The organism is Nostoc flagelliforme FACHB-838 (assembly GCF_014698065.1).
Taxonomy (GTDB): Bacteria; Cyanobacteriota; Cyanobacteriia; order Cyanobacteriales; family Nostocaceae; genus Nostoc; species Nostoc flagelliforme_B.
In genome coordinates this window covers 106,443-131,393 of record NZ_JACJSI010000004.1, presented here as the reverse complement: position 1 = coordinate 131,393, position 24,951 = coordinate 106,443, and the positions used below count along the sequence as shown (strand labels likewise).

The 24,951-nt window shown below is 41.6% G+C and carries 23 protein-coding genes; 12 read left to right on the top strand and 11 right to left on the bottom strand.

The annotated features are described in order from the left end of the window. Positions 1 to 63: 63 nt before the first annotated feature. Positions 64 to 897 (top strand): 1,4-dihydroxy-2-naphthoyl-CoA synthase, encoded by an 834-nt coding sequence (gene menB / locus H6G97_RS03540; RefSeq protein ID WP_190939327.1) that lies wholly within the window; start codon positions 64 to 66, stop codon positions 895 to 897. A 126-nt stretch (positions 898 to 1,023) separates the two neighbouring features. Here the strand turns inward: menB and H6G97_RS03535 are convergent, their stop codons facing one another. Both H6G97_RS03535 and H6G97_RS03530 read right to left on the bottom strand, forming a co-directional pair. Then, complete coding sequence (locus tag H6G97_RS03535) at positions 1,024 to 1,338, bottom strand: hypothetical protein (protein ID WP_190939326.1); 315 nt, start codon at positions 1,336 to 1,338, stop codon at positions 1,024 to 1,026. Between the two features lie 442 nt (positions 1,339 to 1,780). Continuing rightward, complete coding sequence (locus tag H6G97_RS03530; RefSeq protein WP_190939325.1) at positions 1,781 to 2,320, bottom strand: DciA family protein; 540 nt, start codon at positions 2,318 to 2,320, stop codon at positions 1,781 to 1,783. Positions 2,321 to 2,475: 155 nt separating this feature from the next. Between H6G97_RS03530 and H6G97_RS03525 the strand changes: the two genes are divergently transcribed. From H6G97_RS03525 to H6G97_RS03505, 5 genes are all read left to right on the top strand, one after another. Continuing rightward, positions 2,476 to 3,840, top strand: a complete 1,365-nt coding sequence (locus tag H6G97_RS03525) for a hypothetical protein (protein ID WP_190939324.1) — start codon at positions 2,476 to 2,478, stop codon at positions 3,838 to 3,840. A 341-nt stretch (positions 3,841 to 4,181) separates the two neighbouring features. After that, complete coding sequence (locus H6G97_RS03520) at positions 4,182 to 4,937, top strand: PspA/IM30 family protein (RefSeq protein WP_190939323.1); 756 nt, start codon at positions 4,182 to 4,184, stop codon at positions 4,935 to 4,937. A gap of 162 nt (positions 4,938 to 5,099) precedes the next feature. Beyond that, a complete protein-coding gene (locus tag H6G97_RS03515) occupies positions 5,100 to 5,876 on the top strand; it encodes a PspA/IM30 family protein (protein WP_190939322.1) in 777 nt (258 codons plus the stop codon). Between the two features lie 174 nt (positions 5,877 to 6,050). After that, entirely contained in the window at positions 6,051 to 6,386 is a 336-nt protein-coding gene (locus H6G97_RS03510; protein WP_190939321.1) for a thioredoxin family protein, read from the top strand. Positions 6,387 to 6,514: 128 nt separating this feature from the next. Next, the gene (locus H6G97_RS03505) at positions 6,515 to 7,723 is read left to right on the top strand and encodes an LL-diaminopimelate aminotransferase (RefSeq protein ID WP_190939372.1); all 1,209 of its coding nucleotides are present in this window, start codon (positions 6,515 to 6,517) and stop codon (positions 7,721 to 7,723) included. Between the two features lie 185 nt (positions 7,724 to 7,908). Here H6G97_RS03505 and H6G97_RS03500 read toward each other — a convergent pair whose 3' ends face one another. After that, complete coding sequence (locus tag H6G97_RS03500; RefSeq protein WP_190939320.1) at positions 7,909 to 10,488, bottom strand: GAF domain-containing protein; 2,580 nt, start codon at positions 10,486 to 10,488, stop codon at positions 7,909 to 7,911. A gap of 877 nt (positions 10,489 to 11,365) precedes the next feature. Between H6G97_RS03500 and H6G97_RS03495 the strand changes: the two genes are divergently transcribed. Next, positions 11,366 to 11,530, top strand: a complete 165-nt coding sequence (locus H6G97_RS03495; RefSeq protein WP_190939319.1) for a hypothetical protein — start codon at positions 11,366 to 11,368, stop codon at positions 11,528 to 11,530. A 174-nt stretch (positions 11,531 to 11,704) separates the two neighbouring features. Here the strand turns inward: H6G97_RS03495 and H6G97_RS03490 are convergent, their stop codons facing one another. Further along, positions 11,705 to 12,652 (bottom strand): putative 2-dehydropantoate 2-reductase, encoded by a 948-nt coding sequence (locus H6G97_RS03490; RefSeq protein WP_190939318.1) that lies wholly within the window; start codon positions 12,650 to 12,652, stop codon positions 11,705 to 11,707. Between the two features lie 169 nt (positions 12,653 to 12,821). Here H6G97_RS03490 and H6G97_RS03485 point away from each other — a divergent pair, with 169 nt between their 5' ends. Then, the gene (locus tag H6G97_RS03485) at positions 12,822 to 13,223 is read left to right on the top strand and encodes a fasciclin domain-containing protein (RefSeq protein WP_190939317.1); all 402 of its coding nucleotides are present in this window, start codon (positions 12,822 to 12,824) and stop codon (positions 13,221 to 13,223) included. A gap of 204 nt (positions 13,224 to 13,427) precedes the next feature. Continuing rightward, a complete protein-coding gene (locus tag H6G97_RS03480) occupies positions 13,428 to 13,763 on the top strand; it encodes a hypothetical protein (RefSeq protein WP_190939316.1) in 336 nt (111 codons plus the stop codon). A 96-nt stretch (positions 13,764 to 13,859) separates the two neighbouring features. Here H6G97_RS03480 and H6G97_RS03475 read toward each other — a convergent pair whose 3' ends face one another. From H6G97_RS03475 to H6G97_RS03445, 7 genes are all read right to left on the bottom strand, one after another. Next, positions 13,860 to 15,215, bottom strand: coding sequence for a UDP-N-acetylmuramoyl-tripeptide--D-alanyl-D-alanine ligase (locus H6G97_RS03475; protein WP_190939315.1), 1,356 nt, complete (start codon positions 15,213 to 15,215; stop codon positions 13,860 to 13,862). Between the two features lie 152 nt (positions 15,216 to 15,367). Then, positions 15,368 to 15,814 carry a tellurite resistance TerB family protein gene (locus H6G97_RS03470; protein WP_190939314.1) on the bottom strand — a complete coding sequence of 149 codons (447 nt, stop codon included), beginning with the start codon at positions 15,812 to 15,814 and terminating at the stop codon, positions 15,368 to 15,370. Positions 15,815 to 15,993: 179 nt separating this feature from the next. Continuing rightward, positions 15,994 to 16,131, bottom strand: a complete 138-nt coding sequence (locus H6G97_RS03465; RefSeq protein WP_190939313.1) for a hypothetical protein — start codon at positions 16,129 to 16,131, stop codon at positions 15,994 to 15,996. Between the two features lie 317 nt (positions 16,132 to 16,448). Next, complete coding sequence (locus tag H6G97_RS03460) at positions 16,449 to 17,012, bottom strand: 3'-5' exonuclease (protein WP_190939312.1); 564 nt, start codon at positions 17,010 to 17,012, stop codon at positions 16,449 to 16,451. A gap of 48 nt (positions 17,013 to 17,060) precedes the next feature. Further along, positions 17,061 to 17,495 (bottom strand): hypothetical protein, encoded by a 435-nt coding sequence (locus H6G97_RS03455; RefSeq protein WP_190939371.1) that lies wholly within the window; start codon positions 17,493 to 17,495, stop codon positions 17,061 to 17,063. Positions 17,496 to 17,566: 71 nt separating this feature from the next. After that, on the bottom strand, positions 17,567 to 18,829 hold the full coding sequence (locus tag H6G97_RS03450) for a sensor histidine kinase (protein WP_190939311.1): 1,263 nt from the start codon (positions 18,827 to 18,829) through the stop codon (positions 17,567 to 17,569). A gap of 236 nt (positions 18,830 to 19,065) precedes the next feature. Next, the gene (locus H6G97_RS03445) at positions 19,066 to 20,976 is read right to left on the bottom strand and encodes an ATP-binding protein (RefSeq protein ID WP_190939310.1); all 1,911 of its coding nucleotides are present in this window, start codon (positions 20,974 to 20,976) and stop codon (positions 19,066 to 19,068) included. Positions 20,977 to 21,251: 275 nt separating this feature from the next. Here H6G97_RS03445 and petN point away from each other — a divergent pair, with 275 nt between their 5' ends. The 3 genes from petN (at position 21,252) to H6G97_RS03430 (ending at position 24,784) form a co-directional block, all read left to right on the top strand. Next, entirely contained in the window at positions 21,252 to 21,341 is a 90-nt protein-coding gene (petN, locus tag H6G97_RS03440; RefSeq protein WP_012408302.1) for a cytochrome b6-f complex subunit PetN, read from the top strand. A 22-nt stretch (positions 21,342 to 21,363) separates the two neighbouring features. After that, positions 21,364 to 21,510, top strand: a complete 147-nt coding sequence (locus tag H6G97_RS03435; RefSeq protein WP_190939375.1) for a hypothetical protein — start codon at positions 21,364 to 21,366, stop codon at positions 21,508 to 21,510. 154 nt (positions 21,511 to 21,664) lie between these two features. Beyond that, positions 21,665 to 24,784, top strand: a complete 3,120-nt coding sequence (locus H6G97_RS03430; RefSeq protein WP_190939309.1) for a GAF domain-containing sensor histidine kinase — start codon at positions 21,665 to 21,667, stop codon at positions 24,782 to 24,784. Positions 24,785 to 24,951 lie beyond the last annotated feature (167 nt).

Sequence of the window (24,951 nt, the reverse complement as noted above, 5' to 3'; positions counted from 1 at the left end):
CAGGTATCGCATGTCCCTACGTCCGCGATAAAATTCTCAAGCACAACAGCGCACTCCATACCAATGCAAATTAACTGGCAAACTGCCAAAACCTACGAAGACATTCTGTATCAAAAAACTGATGGCATTGCTAAAATCACCATCAACCGTCCTCATAAACGCAATGCTTTCCGTCCTGAAACAGTCTTTGAACTGTACGACGCTTTTTCTAATGCTCGTGAAGATACTACTATTGGTGTCGTCCTATTTACCGGATATGGCCCACACACTGATGGTAAATATGCCTTCTGTTCTGGTGGAGATCAAAGTGTAAGGGGACATGCGGGTTATGTGGATGATACTGGCATCCCCCGCTTGAATGTGCTGGACTTACAACGCCTGATTCGTTCGATGCCAAAAGTCGTGATTGCCCTAGTAGCGGGATATGCGATCGGTGGTGGACACGTCCTACACTTGATTTGCGACCTTACTATCGCTGCCGATAACGCTATTTTCGGACAGACTGGCCCGAAAGTCGGCAGTTTCGACGGTGGTTTTGGAGCTAGCTATCTCGCCCGTATCGTGGGGCAAAAAAAAGCTAGAGAAATTTGGTTTCTCTGCCGCCAATATGATGCACAACAAGCGCTAGAAATGGGCTTAATTAATTGCGTTGTCCCAGTGGAACAACTAGAAGCGGAAGGTATTCAATGGGCGCAGGAGATTTTAGAAAAAAGTCCGATCGCAATTCGCTGTCTCAAAGCCGCCTTCAACGCTGATTGTGATGGACAAGCTGGTTTACAAGAACTCGCTGGCAATGCCACCCTACTTTATTACATGACAGAAGAGGGATCTGAGGGCAAACAAGCCTTTCTTGAAAAGCGTCCACCAGATTTTCGTTCTTTTCCTTGGTTGCCTTAGAATTGCAAAAATCGCACCTCACTAAAGGGTGCGATTTTTGTCTACGTCAACTTTTACAGCACTAAAAATCTTAAAAACAAATCTTATTTTAAGTAGACTAAAAACTCAGTCCGTAATAATGGATGACTAAATAACCACTGCTTTAGTCTTTACCTGTTCAGATATAGAAACCGTAATTTCCTCTAGAGGGGCAAGAGTAGCATTGTCTAAATCTGAGACTAGAGATTGACAAGATGCTAAAACTGGAGCTGCATCTGGCAAACCCCAAGCATCTTCCAAGGTTTCCCAAGAAGGTGCAAAAGGTGGGATCGCCAAAGAGCAAGCTTTCCAAGTTGCTTGAACTGGTGCGCCCAACTGCTGGCACGTTCCGCCACGGCGACCCTCTGGCTGGTAATGACGGCAATATCTACAGGCAGATGCTAAAACTTTAATGGGTTTCATTTGGATTCATCTTTAGTGCCGTGTCTGGCTGAATTTCATCTTTATATTTTGCTTCTATATATAAAGATAGATAAGAGCCAAAAAGCCATTATTTTCTATAGGTTTCAGCGATCCCAAGCAAAAAACAAACTTCAGGATATTTTTATAATCTTGTTATATATTTAAATAATTAGTAGAGTACTTGCATATAGATTTTGGCTAAAAGTTATTAGGGATCAAGGGTAAAAGTAAAGCTTTTGATTTATCCAGGCTTTTAACTTCCTCCTTAAGGATGCCTTAAGGCAGAGGATTTCAGATAAATAGTCTGTTTCTCATACCACATTCGGCATATCTTACTACAAAAATATCTTTTTTCTCAAGAATCAGAAATATTTTGTGTGATCACAGCAAGTTACTTGAGGATAAAATCTGGTCAATGAATAATCACTCAACTATTTTGCTTTCAAAACTGTTTAGCAGCACAGACAGAACAGACTTCCCAGCGCTGGAGTTCACCTGGTGGGGTGGGAGATTGACACTGGGGGCAAAGGGGTAAGCCATGCGATCGCGATCGCATGACCTTCATCCAATGTTCAAAAGCCAGATTCACATCCTTGGTAGGTGTACCATCAGAGCGGTTAATCTCATCACCAAGGTAACTGGGATGGTCATAGGGCAAAACCGTTGGTTGCTGTTTACTCTCCACCGATGGATTCTGCCAGCTAGCAGTAGAGAAGCGAATATCAACCAAAGGTGTTGGCAGCTTTTTATTCAACTTTAAAAGCAGCGACGTGCGACCAAAAGTCAGGTTTTGCGCCCAAGCAGCACTAGAAGTTGCCACCGACAAAACATCACGCTGAATCGACAATGGTCGAGTATTTGCGGCAGTCACTGACTCAACAACTTCTGCCCAAAACTTGAGCAGAAGTTGAAATGGTTGCTCCTGCCATTTAGCCTGCTTTTCCAGAACGCCTAAAATATCATTAATTGGTTTCAACGACATCGTTAAAAATGGTGACTGGGGGCTGGGGATTGGTGGACAAAGGGACAAGGGAAATAACCCAATGCCCACTCTATATATTTAAATAATTTCCGCTAGTATTGTCACAAATATATCTAAAGTTAATTCCAGCAGTCTAAGTTTGAGGTACAGAGGCAATGACTCAAAACCCCCTGAACGATTCCGGTACTAAATCGTCTAAAACACCTGGATTGAAACCAGCACTGGCAGCAGCGCTAGCGAGTTTAGAGGTGCCGCTAGATCAAGAGTTAGCTCGATACCGACGCACGCGAACTGGTTTGGTGTCATTGAACCAGTCCCGTGTTGCAAGTTATATGAGCAATCAATCCCAGGCGATGACTGCTATTCCTATAATATTGGGCACACCTCAGTCTTCAGTAGCGGAAGTTAAAACTAATGTGCCACCTGCATCTCTACCTGTGAATCATCAGGAAACTTCAGCCCCAGCTACGGCAAAAATTGACCTACCACTACCATCTTCTGTAGCTGTGAATCCTGAGATAAAACCAGCCCCAGTTACGGCAAAGACCAAACAACTCAATAATCTTAACGTTACCTCCACCTCCGATTCTGCTAAAACACAAACTCAACTTCCACCACCCCCGCCTAACTTTAATAGCAGCATTGTGCCAGCACTCGTTAAAGATACTAAAAGCGAAAATCTCTTGCAGCCAAATGACACACCCAAGCACCCAGATGACTATTTGGAATCTAGTGAAGCTCTGCTACGAAGTCTGACAGAAGAACAACCAGAAACCAAGAAGCCCAGCAATTCTAGCGATAGTCTGCTATCACCTTTGGGTATTGGTTCTATGTTGCTGCTATTGGTGGCAAGTATTACCTTGGGCTATATAGTGTTCAATCCCAAAAGCTTGCCACAATGGAATTTAGGCAAATTGTTCAACGGAAACTCGTCTCCCGCACCAGAAAATACTGAGGCAGTGGGGAGTACTGCTCAACCTCAAATCCAACCACCAAGCACATCTATACCCAAGTATCCCAATCTCGCTGCCGAAGAGTTTCCTGAGGTAAGAAATCCTAATGATGTCGTTGGCTTAAAACCCAAAGTCGAACCCAGCCTCGCAGTAGTGCCTAATCCAGTGGTTCCCCAAAACCCCACAAATTCTCAAGGGGCTTTGCCTGGAATCAACACAGCCCTAAAACCGACAAATCCGATCGCCTTAGCACCAGTACCGACGGTACAGCCTTTGCCCACCCGGAATTTGCCTCCTACTTCAACGGCAAAAACCTCGCCCAAGCCAATCGCAACCTCACCGAAGCCGAATGCAGAAATCAAACCAGGAACAGATGGGTTCTATCATGTAGTGATAGATAATAAAGATGCGGCTTTTGCCTCAGCACGGCAAATAGTTCCCGATGCTTATTTATCACCCAACAAAGAATTGATTTATCTGGGTGCTTTTAAAACTAAAGAGCAAGTGAAACAACAGATGCAACTGTTAGAGGCGAAGGGAATTAAAGCGCGGGTTCAGCAGCCATGATCTGCAAAAATCTACGATACCATGAGATAACAGTCCTGAGTCATGAGTGCTGAGTCCTGCGTGAACAGGGCACGGGGATACGAGGACATGAGAATGAGAACATTTTTATTATCTGCGTTGCCGCATCTACCACTTTTCACCTCCTCTTAATACTCAGTACTGAGTTAGTTAGGATGTGGTAGCCACAGATGCGGTGATAATTCTTAATCAGCGATTCATCGCTCAAAACAAAGATTATCAGGACTAAAGTCCCAACTACAAACTTTACTTTAATTTGTTTATGCCTAACGACTTATCAAAACTCATTACTCAGCACTGAGTTTCGTGAATGGAGAGCCGACATGGAATTAATCAAGCGTATCCTGCGGGTGATTCGCGCTAATCTCAATAGTTTGATTGGTGGTGCAGAAGATCCAGAAAAGATTCTGGAACAAGTTGTCTTAGAGATGCAGGAAAATTTGGTGCAGTTGCGGCAGGGTGTAGCACAAGCGATCGCTACCCAAAAACGCACTGAACGACAGGCTGCGGCTGCCCAGTCTCAAACAGAAGAATGGTATCGCCGCGCCCAATTAGCCTTGCAACAAGGCAACGAACCTCTAGCACGCGAAGCCTTGACTAAGCGCCAAGCCTATAAACAAACCACTACAGCCCTCTTTTCCCAAATAGAGCAGCAAAACGATATAGTCGCTAGGCTAAAAACGGATATGCGATCGCTAGAGTTAAAAATCTCCGAGGCGAAAACAAAAAAAGATATGTATATTGCTCGCGCTCGTTCTGCTGAAGCCTCTTCTCGCCTCCAAGAAATGCTCGGCGGAGTTTCTGCCACCAGTAGTCTGAGTGCTTTTGAGCGCATGGAAGAAAAAGTTTCCCAAATAGAAGCAAAATCAGAAGCGATCGCCGAACTGAGTAGCGATGACTTGGAAACACAATTTACTTCCTTGGAATCTACTAATAATGTAGATACTGAATTGGCCGCGATGAAGGTGCAGGTTTTAAACCAAGCAGAAAACACACAGCACAACAGCCTCCTAACTGAGGGAAACCAGAAGACAATGCAGGCTCCCCAACAGCAGTTACCCAAAACTCAGGACTCCTGAAATGCAGCTAATTACCCCTCTTTAGAGATATCTTAACAATTAGGAGTTGTTAGGAGGTACTCATTCAAACCGAAAAGATTACATTAAAATAGGTAGCTATTAAAAAGTAAAAAAGCTAACTGTTCAACAAAAAGCGTAAATTACACAAGGAAAAACAAAGTTATGGGATTATTCGATCGCATTAAGCGAGTAGTTAGTTCTAACCTCAACGACCTCGTTAACAAAGCCGAAGACCCCGAAAAAATGCTAGAGCAAGCCATCCTGGAAATGCAGGAAGACTTGGTGCAACTGCGTCAGGGAGTCGCCCAGACGATCGCCTCCCAAAAACGCAGTGAGAAGCAGTACAATGATGCTCAAAATGAAATCAATAAGTGGCAACGCAATGCCCAACTGGCGCTGCAAAAAGGTGATGAAAACTTAGCCAGACAAGCTTTAGAACGGAAAAAGACTTATACAGACACCAGCGCTGCCCTGAAAGCTAGTCTGGATACCCAAAGCACTCAAGTTGAAACCCTCAAGCGCAACTTAATCCAGCTAGAAAGCAAAATTTCTGAAGCTAAAACCAAGAAAGAAATGCTCAAAGCTCGGATTACTACTGCCAAAGCCCAAGAGCAACTCCAAGGCATGGTGCGTGGGATGAATACCAGCAGTGCAATGTCTGCCTTTGAGCGGATGGAAGAAAAAGTCTTGATGCAAGAATCCCGCGCCCAGGCACTAGGAGAGTTAGCAGGTGCAGATTTAGAAACCCAATTTGCCCAGTTGGAAGGTGGTAGCGATGTTGATGATGAATTGGCAGCTTTGAAAGCACAAATGCTACCACCCGCTACTCCAGTAACTCAAGCACAACTGCCACCGCAACAAGAAAGCACTACTCCTAAGTCTAATGAAGTAGTTGATGCCGAGTTGGATTCCTTACGCAAGCAATTGGATCAATTGTAAAATTGGCAGAAAACTTATTTTACCTAGTCCCACACCTGTTGGCTGTGGGATTTTACGTCATTAGTCAATAGTTAACATTCCTAATAACTATGAATTATTAACTATGGACTATTGACGACTTTGGGATAAAGTATTGTGTGTGCCAACTTTGATCGCCACCTGATGGAGACTGCAATGAGTAAGGCTGTAATCACCATAACCGATGCTGACTTTGAAACCGAAGTATTAAAAGCTGAACAGCCTGTATTAGTTTACTTTTGGGCTTCCTGGTGTGGGCCTTGTCAATTGATGTCGCCCCTAATTAACTCAGCTGCTACCAAATATAGCGATCGCCTCAAAGTCGTTAAAATGGAAATTGACCCCAACCCACTCACTGTTAAGCAGTACCAAGTGGAAGGTGTACCCGCCATTAGACTATTTCAAGGCCAGGAAGTTTTAATATCCACTGAGGGAGTCATCGGTAAAGATAAATTACTCGAACTCTTAGATACCTACTTAAATAGTAATTAGTCAATAGTCATTAGTCATTGATCATTGGTAACTTGTACTGAGTCTTGCCGTTAGCGCAGCCTCTCGTAGAGAAGTATTAGTAATTGGACAAATGACAAATGACAAATGACAAAGGACAAACAACTAATATGCAATTTGCAAAGCGTTTACAACCCCTGCAATCTAATGTATTTGCTGATATGGACAGAGCAAAGGCAGTCGCTTTGGCTGCTGGACGACAGGTAATTGATTTGTCGTTGGGGTCTTCTGATTTACCAGCCGAGGCACACGTCATTGAGGCGATCGCCCAGTCTCTCCACGATCGCAGTACCCACGGCTATCTGTTGTTTAACGGAACCCAAGGCTTTCGCGAAGCCGCAGCCAATTGGTATGAACAAAAATTTGGCATCAAAGTCGATCCTCAAACTGAGGTACTACCTCTAATTGGTTCTCAAGAAGGCACAGCCCATTTACCCCTAGCAATACTCAATCCCGGAGATTTTGCCCTATTGCTCGATCCAGGTTATCCCTCCCATGCCGGGGGAGTTTACCTAGCTAGTGGTCAAATCTACCCAATGCCACTACAGGCAGAAAACGCTTTTTTACCAGTGTTTGCTGATATACCTGCCCCAGTCTTGGCTCAATCGCGGATGATGGTATTAAGTTATCCTCACAATCCCACCGCTGCGATCGCTCCTTTATCTTTTTTCCAAGAAGCTGTCGCCTTCTGTCAACAACACAATCTCGTCCTGGTTCACGATTTCCCCTACGTAGATTTAGTATTTGGAGAAACTGAGGACGGGGAATTAGGAACTAGAAAAAATCTTTCCCGATCCCTAGCCCCTTCAATTCTGCAAGCTGATCCAGAAAAAAGCGTCTCAATTGAATTTTTCACCCTTTCCAAGTCCTACAATATGGGCGGCTTCCGTATTGGCTACGCCATTGGTAATGCCGAGTTAATTAAAGCTTTACGCCAGGTAAAAGCCGCCGTTGATTTTAATCAGTATCGGGGAATTTTGAATGGTGCGATCGCAGCCCTGACTGGCCCTCAACTTGGGGTAAAATCTGCTGTTGCTACCTTCCAGCAGCGCCGTGATGCTTTCATCACTGCTTTACACCGTATTGGCTGGAATGTTCCTACTCCCAAAGCGACAATGTACATCTGGGCAGAATTGCCCTCAGCTTGGAGTCACAACTCCATAGAATTTTGCACCCAGCTAGTCAAAGAAACTGGTGTAGCCGCTTCCCCTGGTGCTGGCTTTGGCAAATCTGGAGAAGGGTATGTCCGTTTTGCTTTGGTGCATGAGCCACCTTTGTTGGAAACTGCTGTGGAAAAAATTGCCCAGTTCCTTCATTAAATTTTTTCTCAATCTGAACGCACAGGATTTTTGACGGCAAGTCTATGAATAAAACACGCAGTAGGCGCACACAGATGTGCGCCCCTATATTGTGATTTTTACAACTATAAAATTTTGTAAAAAACCGTAATCAAACTTTTCCTTGTCAGTGATTTTCTGGTTACGACCAGGCGACTGATTCCCCCCTATTCACCAGAGTTACCTTCAGCAGCTTCATACGCTTGTAGGAGCCTAGCATGATCGAGAGTAAATCCTACTTGCATCGCTATTTGAGCAAATAAATCAATCTCAGGCTGTTGCCAATCACGGGGGCCAGAACACTGATGTGCAATTAATAAGCCAAACAATTGTTCATCTTTGATAATGGGTGCGACTAAATTTGCTTTTACACCAAAGGATTCGAGTAGGTTAACGTGACAATCAGCCAAACCGGCTTCATAAATGTTATTTGTGGCGACAACACGACCAGACTGGTACTTTTCTATATAGTTTTCAGTGAAACAGGGGTCGTAAATTTTAGACCGCAAAACCTTGGGATAACCTGGAACTACTGATTCAGCAATTATAATTCCGAACCAATTAGCGTAAAAGCTATAAACTAATACTCGGTCAACACTTAGTGCTTTGCGAACCTCTTCCACAGTAGTTTTGATGACATCCTCTTCGTTAAGCGATTGGCGAATGCTGCGGGTAATATCCACCAGTAACTGACTTCGCCTACTTTCAGCTTCGACTCGTTGCAAGAGTCTTGCATGATCGAGCGCAAATCCCACTTGCATCGCTATCTGACCAAATAAATCAATCTCAGACTGTTGCCAATCACGAGGTTTGGAACACTGATGTGCAATTAATAAGCCAAATAGCTGTTCATCCTTAAGAATAGGAGCTACCAAATTTGCTTTCACAGCGAAAGATTCGAGTAGGTTAATGTGATAATCAGCTAAACCAGCTTCATAAATGTTGTTTATTGCTAAAACGCGACCAGACTGATAGTCTTCTACGTAGCCTTGACCAAAATATAGGTCTTGGATTTCAGATCGCAAAACTTTTGGGTAGGTGAGAACAACTGATTCGGCAATCACAGTTCCAGACCAATCACCATTTAAGCTAAAAACCATCACTCGGTCAGTACCCAGTACCTTACGAACCTCTTCTACAGTGGTTTTTAGGACATCTTCTTCGTTGAGCGATTGACGAATGCTGCCGATAGTATCCACCAGCAACTGACTTTGCACACCTTCAGCCTCGACTCGTTGCAGGAGTCTTGCATGGTCAAGAGCAAATCCCACTTGCATTGCTATCTGGGCAAATAAATCAATCTCAGGCTGTTGCCAATCACGGGGTCTAGAGCATTGATGTGCAATTAATAAGCCAAACAACTGTTCATCTTTGAGAATCGGTGCGACCAGATTTGCTTTCACAGCAAAAGATTCGAGCAGGTTGATATGACAATCACGCATACCAGCTTCATAAATGTTGTTTGTGGCTTGAACGCGACCAGACAGATACTTTTCTACATAACCCTGAGCGAAACATGGGTCTTGAATTTCAGCCCGCAAAACTTTGGGATAACCTGGAACTACTGATTCTGCAATCACAGTTCCAAACCAATTAGCGCTAAAGCTATAAACTAGCACTCGATCAGTACTCAGTATTTTGCGAACCTCTTCCACGGTGGTTTTGATGACATCCTCTTCGTTGAGTGATTGGCGAATGCTACGGGTAATTTCGATAAATACTTGAGCTTTATCTGCCTTCGTATCAACCTGTTCTAGAAGCTTGGTGTAGTCAAGGGCGAATCCTACTTGTATAGCAATCTGAGCGAACAAATCAATCTCAGATTGCTGCCAAAAGCGAATTCTAGAACACTGATGTCCAATCAATAAACCGAATAGCTGTTTGCCTTTGAGAATAGGTGCTACTAAATTAGATTTGACAGCAAATTGCTCTAACAATTCAATATCGCTATCACTGAGATCGGCTTGATAAATATTATCAATAGCATGGATGGAACCATTCTGGTATTTTTCTATATACCCTGGCTCGAACCCCGGCTCAGAGACTGTAACCCCTAAGATTCTTGGTAAACCAGGTGCTACTGATTCGGCGATAAAGGTTCCATTACAGTTGGAGTTAAAGCAAAAAATGGTTACGCGATCAATGCTTAAAGCTTTACGAATTTCTTCTGAGGTAGTCTTAAGAACATCTTCTTCATTAAATGATTCTCGAACCCAGCGCGTAACTTTCATCAATAGTTGGGAGTAATCAGCTTCGGTTTCTTTCTCCTTTACCAAAACTGAAAGCAGCTCTGTGAATAAGTTTATGTTTCTCTCTAACATCACTAATTCATCTTCGCTAGCGATGAAATATTGAGTAAACTCACTGTCTGGACGGAGCTTATTTTTGATACTATTAGACATTGCCGCAGCTTTCCTGAGTCGACTAATAGCTTGATTAGTCACAAAAACAGCGATCGCACCGGCAAAAATTGCTGTTACTCCCATACCAGTTACCAACACCGACAGTTGTCTCTGTAGAGCTTCCGTTTCTGTTGAATTTTTTACATTCTCTTGCCTGGTTTGCGAAATCTGTTTGTTAATTAAATCATTAGCATAATAGTAAGTAGCTGTTCCAATTGCAACCACAGGAAAGGCACTGATACTTAGTGCCCAAACTATTGCTTTAGTCTTTAAACTCCATTTTTGTTGCCACAGCTTTTGTTGACGATTTCGTCTTGCTTGGTTTTGAGAAAAAGACTGATTCATAAATGAAACCTGGATTGCTGCAATTGAGAATCAAGTAAATAACCTCACCACCAAATTCTACACAAAACTTATTAAAGAAGGACTGGCTTTTAGAAGTATTTTGAGGTGATGACCTTCTACCTGATGCCCCATAACACTTTCATTGCCTGTGAACTCAAAAAAATTGCATCTAAATTAACGAGCTTTTTACCAATCAAATGGCGATCGCTCTGTATTGAATGTCTTATTTTTTCATCAGGTGTTGCAGTTTTCTGGCAAGACAACCAAACAATCTTCTTTTTTAAAGGTCTTGTGTAGTCTCGTTAGGCTCGGAACGAGGCTAACCAGTTAGAGCAAGGGTTATGTCTTAACTTAGTGTAATCCGATTCTTAACTACATTGATAGCTATTTAATGACACACAATAAATGATTGGTATCTCGCTCTACTGATAAAAATCTTATGTATAAATTACAACTATTTTATGAAGGTATTGCTTGTTTATTACAGATTGCGGCAAAATCATCGTATTATCACTGATTTTTTACAGTGTTTTTATAAATGTTGTGTATTAAATAGTTCCATTTTTCTAAGTACAAGTGAATTGCAAGCTTGAAATAAATGATTCTTTCAGATTGTAGTTCACTGATGCAGCCAGCAATTGTGACTCTGCGTTAAGGCGCTTACAAGTAATAAAATGCCCAGCCGTCATTGACGGGCTTTCAGGCTGCCGCACCAAAATTTCGTAGTTTTTGCAAGAAAGGCATTTTATTTTTTCGATCTTCCTAACAGTTAGCACAATATATCAAAATCAAGCCTGGTAAGGATTTATACACGTTAATTGAAATGTAACCATTGATACTATTGCTGCTTCTTTAGATTATTACCTAATTGCTTTTGATGCTGATTGTTAATGATAATCCGACAAGCGATCGCCCTGTGGTCGAATCCGTTAATTTACCATCTGCACCAGCAAAACCTCAGATATCTGATACATCTGCAATTCAGCAATCTCAAGCAAACTTGACTCAAGCACTAGAACAGTTTGTTAAAACTATTGATTAAAGTTCAGGCGATCGTACAGAAAAACTTCAAGCAACAATTTCAGCAGTGATTAGTTTACTTGAAGTACTAAAGAAGTTGAGTTAAGAGGCAAGGTGTATATCTTAACTTAGTACTATTCGTGTAGAGAGTCGGGGACGCAAGGGAAGAATTTCTTTGCGTCCCCTTCTGCCTCCTTCAATATCCCCCTTCTTTTCCCCTTGCGTCCAAAAACTTCAACTGGTGGTATAAACAGCTAATCTGCACTAAATTCACACCTTTTGCTTGGGCTTTCTGTAATGGTTTGCCGAAAATTGCTTCTACCTCCAAAGGGCGATGTTCGTCGTAGTCAATTTTCATGCTGGGGCGGTAAGGCTTCATTTTGACAGTATAATCGAGCATTGTTTGAATGAAGCGATCGCTGATTATCCGTCCATAACTTTTCGCTCCCGCTGCCACTTCATACATCAACTGTTCAACTAACTGGCGGGTGTAGCTATATGCCATTAATTCATCTGTTCTGGCGTTGAGAATCACAGAAAGCCCATTATAGGGGATATTCCACACCAGCTTTTTCCAACGTGCCAGTAGTAAATCTTCGGCTAATTCAATTGAAATATCAGCACTTTCAAAGTCATCAGCAATTTGCTGCCTCTTCTTGGTTTTCCCAGAAGGCTGATAATTAGAAGTATATTCACTGAAAACAATTTGCCCATAGTCTAAATGGTGTATATGCCCTGGCCCCACTTTGTTAGAACATAAAAAGCACAACCCACCAATAACAGTTACATTACCAACAATTTCAGCAACTTCCTCTTCTACACCGAGTCCATTTTGCAATACCAATACTATCCCATTGTCTTTAACCACAGATGGCAACATTTTTGGTAGTAAATGGTTTTGCGTCGTCTTCAGTGCCACCACCACCACATCGCATTGTGGCATCTTTTCAACGTCGTTGTAGGCGTGAACTTCGGGAAGAGTAAAGTCGACATCTTTGGACTCTACCACTAAACCATATTTGTTTACCTGTTCGTAATCACTCTTGAGCAAAAAGTGGACATCCAACCCAGCTTTTTGTAGTCTGGCACCATAGAATCCACCTAATGCTCCAGTTCCTAGAATGGCATACGTGCGATCGGACATTTCTTTTATAACGGAATTTTCCTAGAAACATCATAAGGTGATGTCTGACAGGTAGTACGTGTCTACGTGTAGTTTATTCAACACTTGATTTTAAATTTATTTTGTTTCACAAAACTTAAAATAGGTTTATTATCCTTTAAAATCTTTTTCAGAAATTTAGGTAAAATTTATGGCTGATATTGTTGATATTGCAGTTACGGCTGAGTCTTTTAAAACACTGGTGGCGGCTGTGCAAGCTGCTGGTTTAGTAGAAACATTAAAAAGTCCTGGCCCGTTCACTGTTTTTGCACCAAATGACGATGCTTTTGCCAAGTTACCACCGGGAACTATTCAAACTCTGTTACAGAATATTCCTCAGCTAACACGGATTTTAAAGTATCATGTCGTTTCCGGAAAGCTGCTACAGGCTGATTTAGCGCAACTCGGTACGGTTCATTCTGTAGAAGGTTCACCTATCAAAATTGATTCTTCTGATGGTTTTGAAGTTAAAAATGCCACAGTTTTAGCAGCAGATATTGAAGCTGATAATGGTGTGGTACACGTTATCGATACGGTGATTTTACCGGGTTAATTCAGCTAGGGTGGGTGCTTTCCACCCTACTTATCCAAAATCTTTATAATTAACTAACTATTGGTAGTATCAAAATGCAACTCAATAGTTTAATTTATGTTATATTTGCAATGTGATTACTCACATATATGTTAATTTATATTTTGTTGTTTTCAAATCAAATAAATTAAAGTCTAAAAAGCTAACACCTATCCCAACAAATTAATGCTCGATTTAAACACCTTAGCTGAGTTTTCTCGTGGCAACTGCATAAGTATTTGTACATTTCTCGTACCAGCTAACTTGCTTGTCACAATTTTAACGATGAGCTTGGTAGCGTTACGTCGCCCATCGCATCAAGTGTGGCAATCTGCTGGAATTGCTAGCTTTTTCGCTTCTGTAATGATACTGCATGTTTATACTTGGTTCCAGATTGGCGTGGTGATGGCTCCTACTTATATCTTGCTGTGGCTAGCAATCACCTGTTTAGTGACTAATTTGGCAGCAATTCTTTTTCAAAGACGCTACAGTAATAGTCCTAGTTTTTCCAACAACGTCTGAAATCTACAGCGACTCTCCACGATAGAATGTAGAGACGTAGCAGTGCTACATCTCTACAAGGTTTTTGGATAACGCATATTTAATTTCACCAAATGTCTATTTGGGAAATTCTGCACGTAACTGATTGACTACTCGATCTAATCCAACGGAATGGGCGGCTTTGAACAATAAACAATCGCCTGCTTGCACAAATGTCTTTAACCTAGCTACTAACTCAGCATGAGTTGCAAAACATTCCGATGGCACACCTTCGGCACTAAGAGCGATCGCTTCGGCATCTTGTCCATCTATCAAAACCAATAAGCCATCTAAATTCAATTTTTGTACTGTTTCTCCCACTCGCTGGTGCAATTGCTGCGATCGCTCTCCCAATTCTTTCATTGCACCCAATACGGCAATCTTCCGTTTTCCGGGTGTGTCTGCCAATAATTGCAACGCTGCTATCATAGCTTCTGGTGCAGCATTATAAGTTTCATCTAAGATTACCACATCATTGGGTAAGGTAAATCGTTGTGATCGCCCTGTAGGCATATTCACCATCACACCTGTTTTCAGGGATGCCCAATCGATCTCCAACACCTTTGCTACTGCTAAAGCTGCCAAGAAATTAGTCGCATTGTGACGACCAAGCAACGGCAGAGGCAGTTGGATTCCTGAGACTTCCACAGTCTCGTTATCAATTAATTGCCCTTGAATATCTCCACCAGAAAGGCCGTAAGTCAAAACTTCTCCGTGCCAAACTTTTGCGGCTGTGGCCATTAATAGGGGATTGTCGTGGTTGAGAATTGCCACACTATCAGCAGACATTTCGGCTAATAACTCACATTTTGCCTCAGCGATCGCTTCTTCCGAACCCAGTAACTCAATATGTGCCGTCCCCACATTGGTAATCACTCCAATTGTTGGACGGGCTATTTGCGTCAGTTCGGCAATTTGCCCTCTACCCCGCATCGCCATTTCAATCACGGCGTAGTCATGTTCTGCGCCAAGTTCTAGGAGAGTTTTCGGGACACCGATTTCGTTGTTGTAATTTCCATAAGTTTTGTGAACTACTCCCTTTATTCCTAAAACTGCGGCGATCAATTCTTTAGTTGTAGTTTTGCCTACAGAACCTGTTACGCCAATTACAGGAATGTTAAAGCGATCGCGCCACCATCTGCCAATTTTTTGATATGCCTTGAGGGTATCTTTTAGCTGTAATACAGGAAATCCCGGATTGTCGTATTCAAAATCTACAATTGCAACTAAAGCACCCTTTGCGATCGCAGTTGGCACAAATTCATGTCCATCAAACTTATCGCCTCTTAAAGCGACAAATACTTCACCCGGCTTGAGGGTACGGCTATCTGTTTGTATACCGCTACTTACTTGTGTTAAAGCAGTTTCAGATAAGTTTACAGGATGAGCCAAAAGAACTTCAACCAGTTGGGTTAGGGTGGCAGAACAAGGCATAAGTAATTTACAATTTTAAGTTCAAAGTTATAAAATCGGATTATGACACAATCACAATAACACCAAAAATAGTGCCAAAGAATCTCAACTCTTGTGGCACGCTTTATTTATAAGCTATTTGTATACTTTAATTAAGTATGTCTTCTATCGCCCTATCCCCGGTTTTTAATTAAGATTACTTGCACAATTTGTATTGCAATTTCACTAGAAACCCCTAAAGCTTGGTATAAATCATTTAAAAAGTTTTTCTCTTCTTCAGCTCCAACACCTTCAGCTAAGACTAAATCGGTGGCTACCGCAAAGGCTGCTTCTCGCAAGTCTTGAGATAGAGAATCTTTTGCTGCATTAAATAAAGCATTAAAACCATCACCTTGGAGAATGCCCAAGATTATGTCAAACAGCCTATTGATCATCTCATGGGGATAACTTTGAAAAAGTTTCATCCGAGACAGCACAGAAGTGATAGAATTTGCTTGCTCAATAGAAAGATAACCGTCTGAGGCTGTTGCAGTCAAGATAATGACAGCAAAAGCTTCGGCTGAATTGAGTGCTGCTTGGGTTTGGCTTTCTGTGCCCAAAACAGCGTCGAATAGACCCATTGTAGTAGCTCCTTAGTTAGAGTCCCAATGGCGCTAAAGTTACCTGTGTGTTTGGTAGATTTACAGGTAAGACTGTAGCGCTATGAGACTTTCATACTTTAGTGTTCCCAGGATTTATGCACAGCGAACACTTGCACTCAATGGTTTTTGGCAAAAATAATAGATTGCCATTTATATATTTAGCGTTCTCCTGTCTTTTCTATAGTTTCAATTACCGCCAAACCTATACCAGAAGCTGCTATTAAGAGTACTACTGATATCAAATAGGCGTTGGTCAGCATCATTAGGGCTTCATCAGAAAAAATATAGGTGGTCATTGCTTCACCTTTTGAATTTTGTGCTGCTAGTACTTTCTATTTCTCCACACCCCGACAGGTGTATTTCGTTGAAAAAGTGCTAGCCATTGCATCTTAACAAAACTTTAGCTCTTTCAGAACCCCACTCAAACTTTTTCTTTCTGAAGATACGATGAACCTTGTGAAAAAGGATATCGGGCACGGGTAATGGGGGTAGTATATCTTTCCCTTTTTTCCCCACTATCCTCTCTTCCCTTCCCCAACCCCAGTAAAAGAAACGTTGATTGGCTTGATGTGAAGTTTTTTATCAGGCTACGCGACTACAAATTTTCTATTATTCAGCTTAGTTTTTTAGTTTTAATCTGTTTGTAGATAGTGGCAATGTTACGGGCATCATCAATACCACGGTGGTGTGTACCTTTTAATTCTATTCCCAACTCCGTGAGAGCCTGTGCCATGCCAAATTTTTTAGACACGCCAAGATATTCTGAAAATTCTTCTTTGATATTTATGTGTTCTGAAATAAAAGGATAAGAAAAATTATGATACGCACAATCTTGAATAAATTGCTTTTTGTCGTAATTACCCCAAGAACAAAAAATATGATTGGGAAATGAATAAATCCATTCTTTGAAGCGAGAAATTGCCTCTAAAAATTTGGGTGCTTCGTCAACATCTTGCTGCCGAATGCTAGTTAATTCGGTGCAAAAACTTGTCAGTTGCTGATGTCTTACAGGTTGGATGAATTGCTGAAACTCTGAATCAATTTCCCACGTTTCTCGATTGAGCATGACTGCACCAATTTCAATGATTTCCATTTCATGACGCGGAATAGTCCCATTGTTACAGTACGTAGCCTCCAGATCGACTATCAGATAATAGTGGGATATTTTAGTTTCCATATTATATATTAGTAATAAATTATACTTGATCCTAAGGATATAGGGAATTTAGACGGATGAAAAAGGTTTAACCCAACGGAGTTGAATAGCAATATCAAGAGCGATCGCAGCAAACACAAACCACGACAAACTTTCTCCCGCTAATACTAAAAAAGGCCAAATTGTGCTGTGAGAATTCCACCCCAGTTCTATTTGAGTTAATCCCCGCACCAAGCCAAAAGCCAGCACACCACCAGCTTTGAGTTGGGGATTTTGATCTGAGCGGATGATATAGCGGTAGGTGACACCAAATAGGAAACCAGTAAAAGTTGCAACAGCACCACTCACCCACAAGTGCCAGTTAAGATGACTTTGCAGACTTGCGAGTGTCTGAAAATACTTTGCCAGTACGAAAGTATTCAAAAGAGCAGCGATCACAAAAGTAAAAAATAGTGAAAAACTCCCAACTATTCCAGCCTTGAGAGATTCTAGGCGCTCTGCCATTAATTGAGGATCTAAAGTTGCGTTCACTGTTTCGATAAACTTACTCAAACAATTGTAATTAAATGCTGCTCTCATGTGGGAATTTTGATTATAAACTCGGTTCCCATACCAGGTTGAGAATTCACATCTAATATACCTTTGTGTTTCTCCACAACTATTTGATATGCAATTGACAAGCCAAGCCCAGTACCTTTACCAACACTTTTTGTGGTAAACAACGGCTCAAACAAGCGTTGTTTGAGCCGTTCAGGAATACCAATCCCATTGTCAGCAATCCGAATTACAACCAATTTTTCAGAATCTATTTCTGTTGTAATTTTAATTTGAGGAATGAGATTGCTCATTTTGCCTTGCATTATAGCTTCATCAAGGGCATCAATTGCATTTGCTAGAATGTTCATAAATACTTGATTCATCTGCCCTAGATAGCAGTTTACTTCTGGTAATATTCCATAAATTTTAATAACTTCAATACCGGGAAGATCGCCATTAGCCTTGAGGCGGTGTTGCAAAATCATTAATGTACTATCTAGCCCTTGGTGCAAATCGGCAGGTATTTTTGTATCGCTATCCGAGCGAGAGAAGTTGCGGAGAGAATTAGAAAGGTTTTGAATTCGTTCACTTCCTACTTCGAGTGAATTCAAAATTTTTCCCATATCTTCGAGAACGAAATTTAGATCCAAGTTCTTAATAGCAGTAGTAATTTTGGCTGTTGGGTTTGGATATTCTTGTTCATACAGTAGGAGTAACTCGGATACTCCTGCAATGTATTCTTGCAAAGGTGGAATATTGCTGGAAATAAAATTGATGGGGTTATTGATTTCATGGCCAATACCAGCGATTAGCTCTCCGAGTGTTGATAGTTTCTCTTGTTGTACCAGTTTGACTTGAGCTTGTTGCAAAGCCTTGGTGCGATCGCTAACTTGTTGTTCTAAAGATTCAGTCAAGTGTTTGAGTTGTAAATGTACACGCACTCTAGCAATGACTTCCTCTTGTGCAAACGGTTTAGGGATATAATCTACTGCACCAAGAGAAAAACCCTTCGTTTTGCTTTCTGTATCTGCTAAAGCAGTGGTGAAAATAATCGGAATGTTTTGGGTAACAGGATTAGCTTTGAGGCGGCGACAAGTTTCAAACCCGTCAATACCGGGCATTTGTACATCCAGTAAAATCAACTCTGGTTGATTGCGTTCGGCCTGAGCGATCGCACTTTCTCCATCGACTGCAACACGGAAACGAAAACCCTCACTATTGAGCGCTTCACACAGGACAGATAAATTTGTGGGATTATCATCCACAATCAAAATAAATCCGTTATTTTGAGTTTTGCTCATGATGAATTTAAAATTGAAATTTAACTCAAATTAATTGATGGATTCTTGAATAAAAGAATTCAGGAGCTAGGAGTCAGAATGGGCTAAACGCCCTGCTACCGCTAACAGAATCGAATCAGCATAGTAAGTTAGTAACTACTTACTGAAGCTAGTCATTAGTCAATTAGGATACAAATAAAAAAACTGATACACTTTCTGCTAAATCATCAAGTATTGAAATGTTTTTGCAGGTTGTCTCATCTATTCTGACTCCTGAATTCTGACTCTTGAATACTTACAATAAAAGTTTCCAAACGTTTGAGTTGGAAATTACTAGCAAGTTGGACGATATGCTGGGTAAAAACGCTTAACTGCTCATCAGATGCAGAAAGTTCCTCAGCAAGTTCTAAAACTTTTTGAATATCGCCGTCTTGTGTCAGATCGAGTAACTCTTGTAAAACCTCTTTGGCAGGATAAATCATCTCATTTGATTGATCCAAATCACCTGTATAGGTTTTTTTGGTTGCGTCTACCTTAACGTCAAAAATCCATTCCAGTTGCAAAAATTGTCGTAGTATTTCCAGTAGCGTTTCAGCTTCTACAGGCTTTGGTAGAAATGCATCTGCACCTACATCAATACTCTTGTGCTGGTCGATTGCAAATACGCTGGCTGACGAAGCAATGACAGCAATCTCTTTAAATGGCCCAGGCTGACGCAAACGTTCGATCAACTCAAACCCATTCAATACAGGCATCACTAAGTCAGTGATAATCATGTCTGGTTTGTAGAGTAGAGCCTGTTCCCATGCTTCCTCACCCTGACTAGCTTCTACAACAGTAAACCCAACAGGCTCTAGTAAATTTACAATTACTGATCGGTTTTCCCATTTGTCATCTGCAATCAAAATTGTGCGCCTTTCTCCTTGATAACCAACGATGGTTCCCTGCTCAATCACTCTAGAAACCTTTGCCCAGTCTTTAGATTCTGGGAATTTTGCCTCAAACCAAAAAGTGCTACCTTTGCCTAAGGTACTTTGCACCTGAATTTGACTACCCATCAACAAAACAATTTGTTGGCTAATTGCTAATCCCAAGCCTGTACCTTCAGATTGTCGTTTCTGATTTCCCACTTGCTCAAAGGGCTGGAAGATTTTCTCGGCTTGTTCAGGGATTATACCCGTGCCAGTATCTATTACCTGAAAGCGAATTTTGTAGTTAGTTTTTCCGTTGGCGTTTGATTCTTGACCAATAACCTGAACTTTGAAGGTGACACTACCTTGATTTGTAAATTTGATCGCATTACTAAGCAAGTTAATCAGTACTTGCCGCAAGCGTTTTTCATCGGCATGAATGCCAGTTGGCAAATCAGGATCAAGTTCGACGTGAAATGCTATAACTTTTTGTTCTGCCCGGATGCGACAAATTTCAGTCACGCTATCTATAAAAGCAGGCAAGTAGAAATCAACAGGATATAATTCTAACTTCCGGGCTTCTATTTTGGAGAGATCCAGAACATCATTAATCAGGGTTAAAAGATGAGAACCACATTGATAAATGATGCTAACTCCTTTGCGTCCTTTCTCACTCAAAGATTCTGTGCGTTGGAGAATTTGTGTATAGCCCAGAATACCGTTGAGAGGTGTGCGTAGTTCATGACTCATATTGGCAAGAAATTCACTCTTCGCTTGGCTGGAGTTTTGAGTGACTTCTTGTGCAACACGTAGTTCTTTTTCGATGCGCTTGCGCTCTACAATTTCAGTTGAAAGCGCTCGATTGATAACTTCTAACTGGGCAGGGCTAGGTAGTGTTAGAGCTTGAGGCATAAGATAAAATAATGCAAATGCCGTATATATTGAAACAATGGCAGTTAAAGCTTTTAAAGCACCTGCAATCCAATAGTCTGGATGCCAAAGCGTCCAAATATCCATCAAGTGTCCAGTACCGCAGGCAATGATAAAAGCACCAAATAATAAAAAGACTCCATTGAAAGGAACGTCTTTACGCTTGGAAATAAAGTAAATCAGTAGGAATGGAATAGAATAATAGGCTAGAGCGATCGTGGCATCAGAAATAATGTGGAGCCAAACCAATCCAGTTTGCCAAAGATAACAATGTCCGTGGGGAATAAAACCATTGGAGTGGAAAGGATAGTTGAAAAATGTCGGCATGATATTAGGGGTTGCTGGATTTGGAATATATAGGCATAATCCTAGTATTCCCAAACTATCAAGAGGGAAAGCGCGATCGCTACTTTTTTACATTCGTCTTTATTAATACTTGATGTACTAGCGTACCAAGAAAAAATGGTGTATCCTTCGCGTGCGATGCCTACGGTGGCCTACGCCTACGCAAAACTAATGTCATTGATAAAAAAATCTCAGTCCGCCCAATCCCTGTATGATAAATATTAGAAACCTTTTGTAATTATTTGAAAAGTGGGACTATGGAGATTTTGACACTAGGTTGGGTATCGCTGTTAGTTGTGTTCACTTGGTCAATTGCAATGGTAGTGTGGGGACGTAACGGACTGTAGAGGCATTGTGGAAAGTCCATTTTTGAGTATTTTAACAATAGTAGCCGCAGTGCTACTGGTAGTAGTTACTGGTGGTATTGGTTATTTAACCGTGGCAGATTGGCGCGATCGCCGTCGCCGAGAAGAAGAAAAACGCACCACCCGCAGCGCCACTCCCAAGCGGCGATAATTAGTTTGTGGTTGAAAAATCTTTTTGTAGGGACACGATAATATCGTGTCCCTACACTGTTTTTTATGACATTCCTAGGCAATAACTGTTACCTTTGCGATCGCAAGGGGAATCATGAGATAGAAGACTTTCAATATTTAAAGTCCCACTGGGAATGGAAAACTCCTCTACTACTCAACCCATAGAACCAAATTCAAAACAGCAAGAACCTCATTCAGATGTGACATTCTCCTTGCGTCAGAATGAGCAACAAAAAGCCTTATCTGGAGTTATTGCCCGCATTCGCGAGTCTCTAGATATAGAAACCATCTTCAAAATTACAGTCACTGAAGTACGTCAGCTTCTGAAAAGCGATCGGGTTAGTGTGTTTCGTTTTTATCCCGATTTGGCATGGGAAGGGGAATTTATCTATGAAGATGTGGCAACAGAATGGGATTCGGCACTAGCAGCTAAACTGCGCGACCACTGCTTTAGTGAGGAGTTTGCAGAATTATACCAGCAAGGTCGGATTAGAGCAATAGCTGATATTTATCAAGTTAATGCTAGTGATTGCTACATCCAGATTCTAGAAAGATTTCAGGTACGTGCCAATATAACTGCCCCTTTGATAAAAGGTAAAAATTTATGGGGATTGCTGTGTATTCATCAGTGTAGTAGTCCTCGGCAATGGGAAGCATCAGAAATTGAGTTTGTGCAATTAATCGCTGAACATCTAGGAGTTGCTTTACAGCAAGCAGATTACCTGGAACAAGTAAAACTGCAATCAGCAGAACTAGCACAAGCAAAAGCCAGAGAAAAAGCAGCCCAATGGCAAAGAACAATAGCCATAACCATTGAGAAAATTCGTCAATTCTTAGACTTGGGAAGCATTTTCCGCACCAGCACCGCAGAACTTAGGCAGCTGCTAAATGCTGATCGTGTGGCTATTTACCGCTTCAATCCTGATTGGAGTGGTGAATTCGTCTTTGAATCAGTGGCAGAGGGTTGGATTTCCCTTATAGATGAACAATTGCAGCGGCCGGAAGTGAGTGAAAATGTCAGTGAATGTAGCGCCAAAGATTTAGCTAAACCTCCAGTCGCTGATACCTACTTACAAGATACAGAGGGTGGTAGCTTCAGTCGCTGTGAAGTGTACCGTGTTTGTAATGATATTTACAATTCAGGTTTTAGCAACTGCTACATTAAAATCTTAGAGATATATCAAGCAAGAGCTTATGTGATTATTGCCATTTACCACGGTCAGCAGCTTTGGGGACTGCTAGCAGTGTATCAGAACGCCAGAATCCGTGATTGGCAAAAAGATGAGGTTTACTTGCTTACCCAAGTCGGCACTCAACTAGGTGTCGCTTTACAGCAAGCGGAATTTATCCAACAAATGCAAATCCAAGCAGCAGAGATCAGCAAAGCTGCCCAGAGGCAAAGGGCATTGGCGAACACCGTAGAAAAGATTCGTCAGTCTCTTGATATTGAAACCATCTTTAAAACCACAACTCAAGAAGTCCGTCGGTTGTTGGAAGTTGAACGAGTAGCAATTTATCGCTTCTATCCTGATTGGAGTGGCGAATTTGTCGCTGATTCTATTGTTGATGGCTGGACACCAGTGATTAAACCACAGCCTGTGACGGAACGCATTCTTATCCAGGGAACAAAAGCAGGTAAGTATGCACGTAATGAAGTTTTTGTCCCAATTTCTCAGGGCGAAAAGCTGTGGGGATTGCTAGTAGCTTATCAAAATTCCCAACCCCGTTATTGGCAAGATGAGGAAATCAATTTATTGGCGCAAGTTGGCGTTCAATTGGGGGTAGCATTACAGCAAGCTGAGTCTTTGAAGCAGATGCAGGTGCAAACCCAGAAATTGGCTCAAGCTGCTGCACGAGAACGGAAAGCAGCCGAAAGGGAAAAGGCTTTAGCAGCAACGGTGAAGAAAATTCGCCAGTCCCTTGATATTGATACCATCTTTGCCACCAGTACAGAAGAAGTCCGGCGGCTATTAGAAGTTGATCGAGTAACAATCTATCGATTCAGGACTGATTGGAGTGGCGAATTTGTTGCTGAGTCTTTAGCCCAAGGTTGGACACCAATAAGGAAAATTGTACCTGTATTTGCAGATGATTACTTGCAAGAAACCCAAGGTGGAGATTTTGCTAATGATAAAAGTATTGTTGTTAAAGATATTTACAGCGCCAATTATTCTATCTGTCATATTGCCTTACTTGAGCTAATGGAGGCTAGGGCATATATAATTGTGCCGATTTTCCAGGGTGAAAAACTTTGGGGATTATTAGCAGCTTATCAAAATATCAAACCGCGTGATTGGCAAGAAGATGAGGTAGATTTGCTGATGCAGATTGGTACTCAGCTGGGAGTAGGGCTTCAGCAAGCGGAATTACTTAAACAGACTCAACGTCAAAAAGAAGAACTTACCCAGACTCTTAAAGAATTACAGTACACTCAGAGCCAGTTAATTCAAAGTGAGAAAATGGCAGGCTTAGGGCAGTTAGTTGCTGGAGTAGCACATGAAATTAACAACCCAATTAGTTTCATTTACGGCAACATTACCTATGTTACGGAACATACCGAAAATTTATTTAAATTACTGCGTCTTTATCAGAAACAGTATCCTAAGGCAACAGGAGAAATTCAAAAGCAAGTAGCAGCATTGGATTTAGATTTCATTAGTGATGACTTGCCCAAAATTCTGAATTCAATAAAAATGGGGGCAGAGCGAATCTCTCAACTCGTCTTGTCATTACGAATTTTTTCTCGACTTGACGAAGCAGGAATAAAGCCTGTTGACCTTCATGAAGGCATCGACAGTACTTTGCTAATTTTACAACATCGACTGCAACCACAAACTAATTCTTTTGCTATTGAGGTAGTTAAGCAATATGGTAAATTGCCCCCAGTAGTCTGCTATCCAGCGCAGATGAATCAGGTGTTTATGAATATTCTCAACAATGCGATCGATGCACTCGAAAACTCAGCAATTTGTGGAAAAATAATTGCCGCTCCTAAAATTTGGATTCGTACAGAAATAATCGAAGGGAATACGATTCTGATTTGGATCGCCGACAATGGTTGTGGGATTCCAGAGATGATGCGATCGCGCATTTTTGAACCTTTCTTTACCACCAAACAACCTGGACAAGGTATTGGCTTGGGGTTATCTATCAGTTACCAAATTATTGTGGAAAAACACAGCGGTAATATTAAGTGTGTTTCTGAACCTGGTAATGGTTGTGAGTTCTGGATAGAAATCCCGATAAAACGATAGTTAGTTAAGAAAGAAACTAGGCGATGCCAACTTTTAAAGACGCTACGCGTAGCAAGGGCGGGCTTCTCTACGAGACGCACTCGCGTTCGCCTACGCTCTTTTTAACGAACCACAGAGGCGCAGAGAACACAGAGAAAGAAGAGGGCGATCGCATTTCCAATGACGTA